This window comes from Acidovorax sp. GW458-11-26-14-TSB4, assembly GCF_059423865.1.
In genome coordinates this window covers 262039-275674 of record NZ_JBWKYR010000007.1, presented here as the reverse complement: position 1 = coordinate 275674, position 13636 = coordinate 262039, and the positions used below count along the sequence as shown (strand labels likewise).

Annotated in this window: 12 protein-coding genes; 3 read left to right on the top strand and 9 right to left on the bottom strand. The window is 65.9% G+C overall.

All coding sequences use genetic code 11. The features are described from left to right. Positions 1-182: 182 nt before the first annotated feature. The gene (locus AC07X5_RS17270) at positions 183-1694 is read right to left on the bottom strand and encodes a flagellin N-terminal helical domain-containing protein (protein WP_494771148.1); all 1512 of its coding nucleotides are present in this window, start codon (positions 1692-1694) and stop codon (positions 183-185) included. Between the two features lie 418 nt (positions 1695-2112). Between AC07X5_RS17270 and AC07X5_RS17265 the strand changes: the two genes are divergently transcribed. Both AC07X5_RS17265 and AC07X5_RS17260 read left to right on the top strand, forming a co-directional pair. Then, complete coding sequence (locus tag AC07X5_RS17265) at positions 2113-3624, top strand: flagellin N-terminal helical domain-containing protein (protein ID WP_494771147.1); 1512 nt, start codon at positions 2113-2115, stop codon at positions 3622-3624. A gap of 127 nt (positions 3625-3751) precedes the next feature. Further along, positions 3752-5929 carry an O-linked N-acetylglucosamine transferase, SPINDLY family protein gene (locus AC07X5_RS17260; RefSeq protein ID WP_494771146.1) on the top strand — a complete coding sequence of 726 codons (2178 nt, stop codon included), beginning with the start codon at positions 3752-3754 and terminating at the stop codon, positions 5927-5929. Between the two features lie 13 nt (positions 5930-5942). On the opposite strand, the gene AC07X5_RS17255 is transcribed toward AC07X5_RS17260, so the two are convergent. From AC07X5_RS17255 to rfbF, 8 genes are read right to left on the bottom strand one after another with little or no spacing between them, the layout of a single operon-like run. Next, positions 5943-6722 (bottom strand): cephalosporin hydroxylase family protein, encoded by a 780-nt coding sequence (locus tag AC07X5_RS17255; RefSeq protein ID WP_409960499.1) that lies wholly within the window; start codon positions 6720-6722, stop codon positions 5943-5945. Between the two features lie 10 nt (positions 6723-6732). After that, positions 6733-7479 (bottom strand): class I SAM-dependent methyltransferase, encoded by a 747-nt coding sequence (locus tag AC07X5_RS17250; RefSeq protein ID WP_494771145.1) that lies wholly within the window; start codon positions 7477-7479, stop codon positions 6733-6735. A 26-nt stretch (positions 7480-7505) separates the two neighbouring features. Beyond that, complete coding sequence (locus AC07X5_RS17245) at positions 7506-8294, bottom strand: NAD-dependent epimerase/dehydratase family protein (protein ID WP_494771144.1); 789 nt, start codon at positions 8292-8294, stop codon at positions 7506-7508. Continuing rightward, positions 8291-8779 (bottom strand): acyltransferase, encoded by a 489-nt coding sequence (locus AC07X5_RS17240; protein WP_409960502.1) that lies wholly within the window; start codon positions 8777-8779, stop codon positions 8291-8293. Before AC07X5_RS17240 ends, AC07X5_RS17245 begins: the two co-directional genes overlap by 4 nt. Further along, positions 8776-10002, bottom strand: coding sequence for a methyltransferase domain-containing protein (locus AC07X5_RS17235; RefSeq protein ID WP_494771143.1), 1227 nt, complete (start codon positions 10000-10002; stop codon positions 8776-8778). Before AC07X5_RS17235 ends, AC07X5_RS17240 begins: the two co-directional genes overlap by 4 nt. A gap of 15 nt (positions 10003-10017) precedes the next feature. Beyond that, positions 10018-10581, bottom strand: a complete 564-nt coding sequence (locus AC07X5_RS17230; RefSeq protein ID WP_494771142.1) for a dTDP-4-dehydrorhamnose 3,5-epimerase family protein — start codon at positions 10579-10581, stop codon at positions 10018-10020. Next, on the bottom strand, positions 10578-11657 hold the full coding sequence (rfbG, locus tag AC07X5_RS17225; RefSeq protein ID WP_494771165.1) for a CDP-glucose 4,6-dehydratase: 1080 nt from the start codon (positions 11655-11657) through the stop codon (positions 10578-10580). The genes AC07X5_RS17230 and rfbG overlap by 4 nt, the downstream gene beginning before the upstream one ends. Positions 11658-11659: 2 nt before the next feature. Continuing rightward, positions 11660-12442 (bottom strand): glucose-1-phosphate cytidylyltransferase, encoded by a 783-nt coding sequence (rfbF, locus tag AC07X5_RS17220; RefSeq protein WP_494771141.1) that lies wholly within the window; start codon positions 12440-12442, stop codon positions 11660-11662. Between the two features lie 333 nt (positions 12443-12775). Between rfbF and motA the strand changes: the two genes are divergently transcribed. After that, on the top strand, positions 12776-13636 hold the full coding sequence (gene motA / locus AC07X5_RS17215; RefSeq protein ID WP_409960506.1) for a flagellar motor stator protein MotA: 861 nt from the start codon (positions 12776-12778) through the stop codon (positions 13634-13636).

The window sequence follows — 13636 nt, the reverse complement described above, 5'->3', positions numbered from 1 at the left end:
CTGGTCAACGGAAATTATGGCGCCGATCCGACGGCCATAACGCCCTTATTCACACCAGGAAACCCGCCAATTCCAGCGCTCCTGGCACGCGCTGCCGGAAGGTGAAAAGGCGGCGACAGAAAAACTGTCGCCGCCCGGGCATTGCGCAGGGCCCCTTCAAGCCCTGCCCGCCATACCTGCGATCAACGCAGCAGGGCCAACACGCCTTGTGGAAGCTGGTTGGCCTGGGCCACCATCGCCGTGCCGGCCTGCTGCAGGATCTGCGAGCGCGACAGGTTGGCGGTTTCCGAAGCGAAGTCGGCATCCAGGATGCGCGAACGGGACGAAGACAGATTCTCCGACGTCACCTGCAGGTTGGCAATCGAGGTTTCGAAGCGCGATTGCAGAGCACCGAGCTTGGCGCGTTCACCGTTGATGTAGGCCAGGCCGGAGTCCACCGTCTTCAGGGCTTCGGTGGCCTTCTTGAACGTGGTCACATCCAGGTTGGCGACTTCCTGCAGATCGGAGGCCGAGTTCGCGGCAGTAGCCGTGCTGAAGGCGTTCGTCGTGGTGGCCACGGTCGAGAAGGACTTGTCGGAGTCCAGCACGACGTAGCCGCTGACGGTCGAGGAATCGGCACCCGATGCGGCAGCCAGGGTGTCGGCCGCACCGATGGCGGTGCCGTCGGCCTGCAGCTTCTGGATGTTGACCGCACCTGCGTTTACGCCAGAGGCTGCACCCTTGTAGATACCAATGTCCTGGCCCGTGGCATTGGTCAGGATGATGCCGTTGTTGGTGGAATTGAGCGACGCGGTCACACCCGTCTTGGACGACTGCTCGTTGATGGCGGAAATGGCATTCGACAGACCATCCGACGTGGCGAGAGCCGTCACGTTGAACGAAATCGACTGGCCCAGGTTCGTGCCCGTGGGCGTGTTGTCCGAGCGCAGTTCGAAGGTGTAGGCGCCCACCGACTCAAAGCTCAGCTGCACTTCCGTGCGGGCGGAGGCCGTCACGCCGGTGTTCGCAGTCTCCTTGTTGATGCTGTCGGCCATGGTCTTGGCCGTATCGGCAGCCGTGATGGTGATGTTCTTGGAGCCCAGGGCGCCGTTCACCGCCAGCGTACCGCCGGTCACGCCGTTGGCACCCCAGGTACCGGCGTTGGCGCCGCTGCCCGAGCCGTTGGCCGAGGTGTTCTGGTTGTTGCCGTAGACGCTGGTGCGCAGGTTGGCCGTGGCGGCCACGATGGTCTGGTTGGCATTGGCGCCGACCTGGAACTGCTGCGTACCGAAGGTGCCGTTGAGCAGCTTGGCGCCGTTGAATTCAGTGGTTTGCGAGATCCGGTCCAGTTCGCTGACCAGTTGGCCCACTTCCTGCTGCAGGGCTTGGCGGTCACCGGCGCTGTTGGAGGCGTTGGCCGATTGCACAGCCAGCTCACGCACACGTTGCAGGATGTCGCCGGAAGCCTTCAGGGCGCCTTCAGCGGTCTGCGCCAGCGAGATGCCGTCGTTCGCATTGCGAACAGCTTGGTTCAGGCCGCGGATCTGGCTGGTGAAGCGCTCGGAAATCGCCAGGCCGGCTGCGTCGTCCTTGGCGCTGTTGATGCGCAGGCCCGACGACAGGCGCTGGATGGAGGTATTGAGGGACGTCTGGCTCATGCCCAGATTGCGCTGGGCCGTCAACGAAGCGACGTTGGTATTGATGGTGGATGCCATGGCAAATCTCCTGAAAAGAACTGACTGAAATGGCGTTGCCGCCAACCTGGTGCCAGGCAAGGCACCCGGCTATACGGTCCACAGCGCCTACATGGCCTTCTGTTGAACGGCGGAGGGCGGTTTGCCTTCCGTTGTGAGTCTTTTCGACGCCGGCCCGGGAAACTTTAGGGCAACACCAAATAAGTCTTTGGCGATGCGACGCTGCAGGCCGTCCAAGGCCGGGCGCGCGGCGTGCGAGGCACTCCGTACGCGCCGTTTCAGTCCCAAACCTGCAAGTTGGCAGGCTTTTTGGCGCTTTATCGGCCCAACACCCCCCGGGGTCCTTGGACACAATTCTTTCATCGTTCCCGAATCGCCTGCCGGACGGTGGTAGTCCCCCTCAGGCACAAATGTCCACTCAAGCCTCAAGGAGCATTCCATGGCAGCCACGATCAACACCAACGTCGCTTCGTTGACGGCCCAGCGCAACCTGGGCATGAGCCAGACCTCGCTCAACACCTCCATCCAGCGCCTGTCGTCGGGCCTGCGCATCAACAGTGCCAAGGACGACGCAGCCGGCCTGGCGATTTCCGAACGCTTCACCAGCCAGATCCGCGGCCTGAACCAGGCGGCGCGCAATGCCAACGACGGCATCTCCCTGGCGCAGGTCACGGAAGGCGCGATGAAAGCCGCGGGCGACATCCTGCAGCGGGTGCGTGAACTGGCCGTGCAATCGGCCAACGCCTCCAACAGCCCCAGCGACCGCCAGGCGCTCAACCAGGAAGTGGGCCAACTGGTCAGCGAACTGGACCGGATCTCGCAAACCACCGAATTCAACGGCGCCAAGCTGCTCAACGGCACGTTTGGTACGCAGCAGTTCCAGGTCGGTGCCAACGCCAACCAGACCATTGTCGCCGCCACGGCCAACCTGCGCACCAGTGTTTACGGCAACAACCAGAACACCTCGGCCAACGGCTCGGGCAGCGGTGCCAACGCCGGCACCTGGGGTGCCAACGGCGTGACCGGCGGAACGCTGGCGGTGAACGGCGCCCTCGGTTCGCGCAACATCACCATCACGGCTGCCGACACGGCCAAGGCGATGGCCGACAACATCAACCTGCAGACCGCGAACACCGGCGTCACCGCCTCTGCCCGCACCGAAGTGGATCTGTCCTTCACTTCCGTGGGCTCCTACACCTTCGAACTGCGTTCGGAGAACGTGCCCACCGCACCCGCGCTCGGCCAGTCGATCTCCTTCAATGTTTCGGCGATCAACACCTCGGATGGCCTGTCCAACGCCATTTCGGCCATCAATGAGCAGTCCGCCAAGACCGGCGTCACCGCCTCGCTGAACGCCACCAGCACAGGGATCGTGCTGACCAATGCGACCGGCCAGGACATCGGTATCTACAAGGGCGCCGCCTCGGGTGCCAATGCCGGCGCCGTCACCATCCAGAAGCTCCAGGCCGACGGAACCGCCGCCGGAGCGGCGGATACCCTGGCCGCGGCGTCGGGTGCCGACAACTCCACCATCAGCGGCTATGTGGTGCTGGACTCCGAAAAGTCCTTCTCCACCACCGCCACAGGCACCAACGCGTTCGACACGGCCACTCCGGCGAACAGCGCCTCGGACCTGCAGGAAGTGGCCAACCTGGACGTGACCACCTTCAAGAAGGCGACCGAAGCCTTGAAGACCGTGGACTCGGCCCTGGCCTACATCAACGGCGAGCGCGCCAAGCTGGGCGCCTTGCAGGCGCGCTTCGAGACGGCCATCGCATCGCTGAACATCACTTCCGAAAACCTGTCCGCCTCGCGCTCGCGCATCCTGGACGCCGACTTTGCGGCGGAAACGGCCAACCTGTCGCGCTCGCAGATCCTGCAGCAGGCCGGCACGGCGATGGTGGCCCAGGCCAACCAGATCCCGCAGGGTGTGCTGAAGCTGCTGCAGTAATTGCCGTAGCGGGCCGCCCCATGGACGCGGCGCCTGTCTGGGCCACGGTGCGCGCATCCTCCATTGGCTAGACTGGCGCCATTCAGATCGCGAAGGACGCACAGTGCACGGCAGAAAAAAAGCCCCGATGGACGGCCGACTGACAGCAGCCCTGGAGGCCAGCGAATGGGACCTTCTGGTGCGGCTGTGCAAACAGATTCTGCGCAAGAATTCGCGCGACCTGCAGGCCACGCGGCTGCTGGGCTATGCGCTGGACTGCCAGGGCAAGGGCGAGGAAGCGATCGAGGTCTACCGCCGTGCCGCGCTGCTGTGGCCGAATGACGCCGAACTGCTGATCAACTACGGCAACGTGCTCCTCAACCACGCCCAGAATGCGCAGGCCTTGCCCATTCTGGAAAAAGTATGCGAGCTCAGGCCCGAAAAGGCCATCTGCTGGCTCAAGCTGTCGCAATGCTGCTACCTGCTCGCCCGGCACGAAGAGGGCTTCAGCGCGGCACAGAAAGCGGCGGCACTGACCACCAACATCCAGGAACGATCGGCCGCCCTGACGCAGACATCCATCCACCGGCGCGAACTGGGACAGGTCCGTGAGGCGGTGCAGGACTGCCTGGCCGCGATTGCGCTCACCCCGACCGAGGTGTCCAACCACACCAACCGGCTGCTGTTCATGCTGGCAGACCCCGGCGCAGATGCGGGCAGCCTGTCCCGCGCGGCCCGCGACTTCGCGGCCGTATTCGAGCCCCCGCTCAAGCCCCAGTGGCCAGACTACGCCGACCGCCGGGGCAACCCCTGGCGCAAACTGCGCATCGGGTTCCTGTCGCCCGACTTTCGGGTCCACTCCGTGATGTACTTCGTGGAGGGCCTGCTGGCGCAACTGGATCGGCGGCAGTTCGAGGTGTTTGCCCTCTCCCTCTTTCCTCGCGATGACCATGTGACCGGGCGCGTGATGCACCACGCGGACCATTTCGTCCGGCTGGCAGGCCTGGGCGCGCAGCAGCAGGCCCAGGCCATCCGCGCCCAGGGCATCGACATCCTGATCGACCTGGCGGGCCACACGGGTTACAACGGGCTGCTGGCCATGGCCCACAAGGCGGCACCGGTGCAGGTATCGTGGCTGGGCTTCCCTGCCACGACCGGGCTCGACGCCCTGGACTACAAGTTCACCGACGAAGTCACCGACCCGCCGGACGCGCAGGAGCAGTACACCGAGCAGCTCTACCGCCTGCCCACCCTGTTCGCCTGCTACCGCCCCATGAGCCGCAACCCGCTGTGGCGCTACCAGCCGCGCTACCTGGTGCGGCCCACGCCGGCGCTGGAAAACGGCTTCGTCACCTTTGGCTCGTGCAACAACCTGGGCAAGCTCACCGATGACGTGCTGGCCCTGTGGGGCCGCATACTGGAGGCCGTGCCCGGATCACGCCTGCTCATCGAGGGCAAGAACCTCAACCGCCCCGATTTCGCCAACGCCTACCGGGAGCGCTGCCGGGGACTGGGACTGGACCCGGAGCGCCTGGAACTGGTGGCCCTGCACAGCGACAACCAGTACCTGACCTACCATCGCATCGATATTGCGCTGGACCCGTTTCCCCTGACGGGCGGCACCACCACCTTCGACGTGCTGTGGATGGGCGTTCCCATTGTCTCGATGGTGGGCCAGAGTTTCAAAAGCCGCATGGGCGTGGGCCTGCTCACCTACCTGGGACGCTCCGACTGGCTGGCCGAGACGGCTGAGGACTATGTCCGCATCGCCTGCGGCCTGGCCGCCGATATCGAGGCCCTGAACACCCTGCGCCTGGGCTTGCGCAGCGAGGTGGAGGCTTCGGCCCTGATGCGCGAGGACATCTTCAACCACCATTTTGGCGAGGGCCTGCGCGCCATGTGGCTGCAGTGGCTGGCCAGCGCCGAGCACCCGGACGATCATGAAGCGCAGGTTCAGGCCATGCAGGGCTGGCTGTCCGATCTGCCACCTGAATGGATGCAGCCTCCGGTGCCCGGAGTCGGCCTGAAACCCGGCCACCGGATCAGCCTGGCCGAGGCGCACCAGCGCCTGCAGGACCTGGTCGAAAAGGCCAAGAGCTCTGCCCGGCCGGCTGTGGCCGCCGAGGCGTCCGGCACCCAGATTTCGGACCGCCACTGGATTGCCGTGACCTCCCTGGCCGAAATCGTGCTGAACGCGGTTCCCAACGACCCCGTGGCGCTGGCCTGCCTCGCGGAGGTCGAGCATGCGCACGGCCACACCGAGTTCGCCGTGACCTACCTGCGGCATGCCACCCAGGCAATGGGGATGGAACCCCTCAAAATCTGAGGGGCCCGCCGGTTCAGGCTTTTCGGCGCAGGAAGCCCTGCGGAGCGACCGTCACCTGCAGGCGCTGCTCCATCTCGGTGTCGATCTCGAACTCGGCATGCCCGGCCAGCCACTGGCGCACCGCCGTCTTGGGGTTGTTGCCCACGTCCCAGGGCCGATCGGCAAAGAAGCGCGGCGGCATGTCCTCGACAAAGGTGTCGAACACCACGCAGTAGCTGCCCGGCGTCACCAGCGGTGCATAGGCCTCCAGCTCGCCCAGCACATGCTCGTGCGTGTGCATGGAATCCAGGCACACCAGGACGCGCTGGTAACCCTTGGCGAAGTCCCGCACCTGCGCCACCACCTCGGGCGCGATGGCCGAACCCTGGACCATGGCGATGCGGCTGGCCATGGGGTGCGCCTCGATGGCGGCGCGGTTGTGCGCACGGATGTCGATATCGATCCCGAGCACCTTGCGCCGGGACACCCGCGGGTCGAGTGTGGTCCCCGCCTCGATGGCATCGCTCATGTCCAGCAGGGCCAGCAGGGAGGCGCTGAGCACCAGGGAGCCACCGTGGGCAATGCCGGTCTCGATGATGAGGTCCGGCCGCACACGCCACACCAGCTCCTGCATGGCCACCATGTCCTGCGGGTACTGGATGATGGGGCGCCCCATCCAGTCGAAGTTGTACACGTACTGCCGCTGCATGGAGGCCTGCAGCCATTGCTGCGACAGCGCCTGGAAAGGGGCATCCGTGCTGTAAGCCTGCAGGCGGGCCTGCCGCTCTTGGTTGAATTGTTCCAAAGGGGTCATGGGCATTGCCTTACTTGATCAACAAACCTTGCCCAGTGGGCATTTCGAGCACACGGTAACCGTACTTGGCAAACCAGGGGTCTTCGGCCAGCTTCTGCGCACGGTAGGCCAGCCAGCCATAGTCGTCCAGGATGAGGACGGCGCCCGGGACCATGCGCTCAAAAAGAACCTCCAGCGCGCCGACCTCCGCATCCGCATTGTTCATGTCCAGGTGCATGAAGGCGATTTTCTGGGGTGCGACGTCTGCCAGCACCTCGGGCACCTTGCCCTGGGTGACGGTGACGTTGTTGAATCCCGAAAAGCGCTCCTTCACCTGCGCATACAGCTGCTTGCTGTGTTCGGGCATCGCATGGTGGGGCAGGGACGGATCGTGATCGAACAGGTCGTACAGATAGTAATGGCGGTCCGGGCGGTTGGCGAAATCCACCGCATCGCACACGATGCGCGCCGTGGTGCCCTTGTAGCAGGCGCACTCCACAAAATCGCCCTCCAGGCGCAAGCCATTGCGCACCCCCCACAGCACAGTGGACATGCGCCAGAGGACCGCTTTTTCGATATCGGTGCTCGCATGGGCTTCAAAGGCCCGCATCAAGGGCTCGTCGTCCAGAAAGCCCAGATTGCGGTGGTAGGTGAAAAGATTGTCGCCCGCGTAGATCCCGCTCTGGCCACTGATTCCATTGATCGACTGCTGGATGCCCTGGATGAAACCCGGCATGTCGCTCAGTCCAAAAAAGGCCGTGCTCAAATGATTCTTCATGGATAACTTCTTTCTATGTGGGTCCATCAATGGCTGTCGTCGCCCCAGACCGGTCGGGCCACCACCCCCAACTCCGCCTGCAGACGCGCCACGCTGATGGGTGCAAACTGCTGCAAGGGCGCACCTTCCTGCACCTCGAAGGCACTGCCATAGTGCTCGCCCAGCCACTCTAGCCACTGGCCATGGCGGGTCTGCCGGCCACTGGCGACGTTGTAGGTCGTGGACCTGCCGTCCAGCGCAATGCGCGGCAGCCAGCGGACCACGTCGTCTATGTGAATGTAGTCCTTGGCGCTGTCCGGGTGGCTGCGCAGCAGCATGGTCCCCTGTTGCGCCTGGCGCACCAGGTCTGCCACCAGGTTGCCCGACTGCGCGTCCATCCCGGGCCCGACGACGTTGGACAGCCGCGCCACGCGCACGCCCGCACGGCCGCTGGCGTGGCACAGGGATTCGCCGGTCAGCTTGGACAGGTTGTACAGATAGGACGGGTCGCCAGGCACCACGCTCAGCGGCGCATCCTCCTCGGTGCTGGCCGCGCCCAGGTAGACGCGGGTGGAGGACAGGTAGAGCAGCGAATCGAACTGTGCCCGCTGGAGCACCTCGGCCAGCAGCCCGACATGGGCCTCCACGGTGTCGAAGGGACGGGTGCGGAAATCGGCCGTGAGCCCCACGCTGTAGATGGCATGGCCCAGTGGCTGGCTGAAGATGTCCGCATCACCCCTGGCAGGCGCCCGGACCGCATGGCCCTGGCCCCTGAGGTGCGCCACCAGGCGGCTGCCAATGTAGCCCGAAGCCCCCAGCACCGTAAAGGCCGTCACGTGCGCGCCCCCACCGCCCGCAGCGGGTGCCCGGCGTACACGGTATACGGTTTCAGCTCTCCACGCACGATGGAGCCGGCCCCGACCACGCAGCCCTGGCGCAGCACGGCCCCGTCCAGCAGCACGCAGTTGGCACCGATCCACACATCGTCCTCGATCACGATGCCGCCCTTGCTGGCCTGAAAGCCCTGCTCGCGGATCAAACGGCCGCGCTCGGCGTAGGCGTGGTTGACCGGGGCAAAGGTGCAGTTGGCCGCGATCGCGACGGAATTGCCCATGCGGATGCCATTGCCCGTGTACAGGACGCAACCGGAATTGATGACCACGTGCTCGCCCAGGACCAGATCGCCGGTGCCACCGGCAGGCTTGACCTTGACGAAGCTGTCGATCACCGAATGCGCACCCACGACGATGCGCGTGCCGCGCACCGAGTCCTCGATGTCGGCCAGGTGCGATACCTTGGCAGTGGCATGGATCTCGATCACACAAACACCTCCATGCGGGGCACCGCCACGGCAAACTGCCCACCCCAGGCGCGGACATAGTCCAGCTGCGCCGTCACCTCGTCGCGCAGGTTCCAGGGCAGTATGAGCACGCGGTCGGGCCGGTGCGCACGCAGGTGCGCCTCGTCCACGATGGGAATGCGGCTGCCCGGCAGGTACTGCCCCTGCTTGGCGGGATTGCGGTCCACCACATAGGGCAGCAGGTCGGCGCGCACGCCGGCAAAATTGAGCAGGGTGTTGCCCTTGGCCGCCGCGCCGTAGGCGCCTACCTTGAGGCCGCGTGCATGGCAGTCGAGCAGGAAGGCCAGCAGTTCGCGCTTGATGCGCAGCGCCTCCTCCTGCAGGCTGCCATAGAACGCGGCGGAGGAGACCCCCGCTGCGGCCTCGCGGGCGAGCAGACTGGCCACCCGTTCATGCGGCCGTGCACCGGCATCGCTGCGCTGCGCGAACACGCGCAGGCTGCCGCCATGGGTGGGCAGCTCCTGCACGTCGGTCACCGTGAGGCCGTTGGCGGCAAAGATGCGCTGCACGGTCATGAGCGACAGGTAGGAGAAATGCTCGTGGTACAGGGTGTCGAACTGGCACTGCTGCACCAGTTGCAGCAGGTGCGGGAACTCGAAGGTGGCCACGCCCTCCGGCTTGAGCAGCACGGCAAAGCCGGCCACGAAGTCGTTGATGTCGGGCACATGGGCCAGCACGTTGTTGGCCACCGTGAGATCGGCGGCATGCCCCTGGGCCACCAGCTCGCGGGCCAATTCCACGCCGAAGAACCGCTCCACGATCTCGATGCCACGGTCCCGTGCCGCGGCGGCCGTGCTGGCCGTGGGCTCCACGCCCAGGCAGGGAATGCCGCGCGCCACCACGTACTGCAGCAGGTAGCCGTCGTTGGCCGCCACCTCCACCACCTGGCTGTGGGCGCCCAGGGACAGGCGCCCGGCCATATCCTCCACATAGGCACTGGCGTGGGCCAGCCAGCTGCTGGAAAACGAGCTGAAGTACGCGTACTCGGCATCGAACAGCGCATCGGCGGCGGCGAACTCCTCGGCCTGCACCAGCCAGCAGTTCTCGCACACCAGCACCCGAAGCGGGTACCAGCGCTCGGGTGCATGCAGCGCCGGCTCGCGCAGGTAGGCGTTGGAGGGAGGGGCGGTGCCCAGGTCTGCCAGGGGCAGGATCACGGGGGCGGCGCAGTGGCGGCATTTCATGGGGCAGGAACTCGCTCAAGGCAGCGACAGCCCGGCGAACGCGGGTGTCAGCAGGGGGTGTTCGGCATCGCGCGGTGAGCGCTCGGCCACGGGCAAGGGCCAGGTGATGGCAAGGCGCGGGTCGAGCGCATCGAGCCCGCCTTCCGCGGCGGGCGCGTACGGGGCGGAGTGCAGGTAGAACATCTCGCAATCATCGGCCAGGGTCTGGAAGCCGTGGGCAAAGCCGGGTGGGATCAGCAGCGCCTGGTGGTTGGCGGCCGACAGTTCGCGGCCGAACCACTGCAGGAAGGTGGGGGAGCCGGCCCGCAGGTCCACCGCCACGTCCCAGACAGCGCCGCGCAGGCAGCTGACCAGCTTGGCCTCGGCCGCAGGCGGGTGCTGGAAATGCAGGCCCCGCACCGTGCCGCGCTGCAGGGTATGGGTATGGTTGATCTGCGCGATGGGCCACGTCCAGCCGGCGGGGGCCAGGTCCTGCGCGCAGAACATGCGTGCCAGGAAGCCCCGGCTGTCCGCCAGCGGCTGGCGCTGCACGCTCACCAGGCCCGCCAGCGGCGTGGTCTCCACGGCAAAGCGGCTCATGGGGTGGCACCCTCCTGGCAAGCTGCCTCGTAGGCGCCGAGGTCGGACAGGCACAGTGTGCGCGCAGAGGCACCGGCATGGAACTCCCGGTACCAGGCCATGGTGCGGCCCACGGCCTCAGGCAGCGCCCAGCAGGGCACCACGCCCAGCCGGCTGCGTGCCAGGGCCGTGTCCAGCGCCAGCAAACCGGCTTCGTGCGGGTGCTTCACGTCGCTCTGGTAGTGCACGGCGGCCTCGGGGTAGGCACCCTGGGCGATCTCGATGACGCGCCCCACGGTGGCGGCCTCGTGGGGCGCAGGTCCGAAGTTGTAGGCCCCGGCCTTCGAAGCGTCTTCCCAGAGCAGTTCGGCCAGCCGCAGATAGGCCGCCAGCGGCTCCAGCACATGCTGCCAGGGGCGTGTGGCATGGGGGTTGCGCAGCACCAGGGTCTGGCCGGCGGACCAGGCCGCCGCGGCATCTGGCAGCAGGCGCTCGGGCGCCCAATCGCCGCCCCCGATCACATTGCCGGCCCGCGCCGTGGCCAGCGCCACGCCCTGCGCGGACAGGAAGGCATCGCGGTAGCTCGCGGCCACGATCTCGGCCGCGGCCTTGCTGGCGCTGTAGGGGTCGTGTCCTCCCAAGGCATCGTCCTCGCGGTAGGGATAGACCCACTCGCGGTTGCGGTAGACCTTGTCGGTGGTCACCACCAGCGCCACGCGCACGCCGGGCAGACCGCGCAAGGCATCAAGCACATGGGCCGTGCCCATGACGTTGGTGGCATAGGTATCGAGCGGCGCGGTGTAGCTGGCGCGCACCAGTGCCTGGGCGGCCAGATGGAGCACGATGTCGGGCCGGGCCGCCTGGACCAGGGCCGCCGTGGTGCCCGCATCGCGCACGTCGCAGGCATGGCTGTCCATGCCGTCGGCCACGCGCGCCAGCGCAAACAGGCTGGGTACGGTGGCCGGTGACAGGGCAATCCCGGTGACCTGGGCGCCCAGGCGCTGCAGCCACAGGGCCAGCCAGCTGCCCTTGAAACCCGTGTGCCCGGTAAGCAACACGCGCTTGCCGCGCCAGAAATGGGGATCGGGCAGGGCCATGCTCACCAGCACTTCCAGGGCGCCCGGCCGCTTTGCCAGAGCTCTTCGAGCAGGTTCTTCTCGCGCAGCGTGTCCATGGGCTGCCAGAAGCCATGGTGCTCGAAGGCCATCAACTCGCCATCGCGCGCCAGGCTCTCCATGGGCGCCATCTCCCAGGGCGTGTTGTCGCCCTCGATGCGGTCCAGCACCGCAGGCGACAGCACGAAGAACCCGCCATTGATCCAGCCGCCGTCGCCGCGCGGCTTCTCGACGAAGCCGCTCACGCCCTGGCCCTTGCCATCGCCGTCACGCACCAGCGCGCCATAGCGGCCGGGCGGCAGCACCGCCGTCACCGTGGCCAGCTTGCCGTGCGCGGCATGGAAGGCGAACTGCGCCGCCATGTCCAGGTCGGCCACCCCGTCGCCGTAGGTGAAGCAGAAGGGCTCTTCGGGCGACAGGTACTCGCGCACGCGCTTGAGCCGCCCGCCGGTCTGCACGGAGGCGCCCGTGTCCACCAGCGTCACGCGCCACGGCTCGGCATGGCGGTGGTGCACTTCCATGCGGTTCTCGGCCATGTCGAAGGTCACGTCCGACATGTGCAGGAAGTAGTTGGCGAAGTACTCCTTGATGATGTAGCCCTTGTAGCCCAGGCAGATGATGAAGTCATTGACGCCATGGGCGGCATAGGTCTTCATGATGTGCCACAGGATGGGTTGCCCGCCGATCTCGATCATGGGCTTGGGCCGCAGGTGCGACTCTTCGGAGATGCGGGTGCCCAGGCCGCCGGCCAGCAGCACGGCTTTCATGGGCGGCGCTCCAGCGCTACGCGGATGTCCGCAAACGGGCCTGTTGTCATGTTTAGATCACCTGTGTCTCGTTGGGATTTGCGGAAACCGCGATTCTCGAAAGCCCCTGGCATCGCGTAGCATAAACACTCCAGGGGCGTGCGAAATCGGGAAAACCGGCGGAAATCCCGCCCAAGCCGGGCAACCGTTGAAGTGGCGGGCGCTTTACCGCTTGCTCGCAGGACTGGTTCGCGCACAATCAGATACAGTGAAACCAGCGATACGGCCCGGTGCCGTGTTTCCACCGCAACCGCCCAGCCCCGCCTGGCGCCCGCCAAAAACAACTGAATCAGCATGTTCGTCATCATTGGCTACGTCGTCAGCATGGTCTGCATCTTCGGCGTGTACATCGTGCACGGCGGGAACATCCAGGTGATCCTGAAGGCCCTGCCCTTCGAGCTCATCACCATCGGCGGCAGCGCGCTGGGCGCCTTCGTGGTGAACAACCAGCCCAAGGTGCTCAAGGCGACCATGAAGGCCGTTCCGGCCGCCTTCAAAGGATCCAAATACACCAAGGCACGCTACATGGAGCTGCTGGCCATGCTCTACGACATCCTGCAAAAGGCCCGCAAGGAAGGCCTGATGGCGATCGAGAAGGACGTGGAAGCCCCCCATGAGTCGGAGATCTTCAAGAAATACCCCACCGTGGGCAGCGACCACCACGTGATCGAGTTCACCACCGACTACCTGCGCATGATGGTCTCGGGCAACCTCAACTCCCACGAGATCGAGGCACTGATGGACAATGAGATCGACACCCACCACCAGGAAGCCCACGCCCCGGTGGCGGCCATTGCCCGCCTGGCTGGCGCCTTGCCGGCCTTCGGCATCGTGGCCGCCGTGCTCGGGGTGGTGAACACCATGGGCTCGGTGGGGCAGCCCCCGTCGGTGCTGGGCGGCATGATCGCTTCGGCCCTGGTGGGCACCTTCCTCGGGATCCTGCTGGCCTACGGCTTCGTGGAACCCCTGGGCGGTCTGATGGAGCAAAAGAGCGAAGATGCGGCCAAGGAATTCCTGTGCATCAAGTCCACGCTGCTGGCCAGCATGCAGGGCTACAACCCCGCCACGGCCATCGAATTCGGCCGCAAGGTCCTGTTCTCCACCGACCGGCCAACCTTCTCCGAACTCGAAGGGCATGTGAAGGGCAAGAAGTAA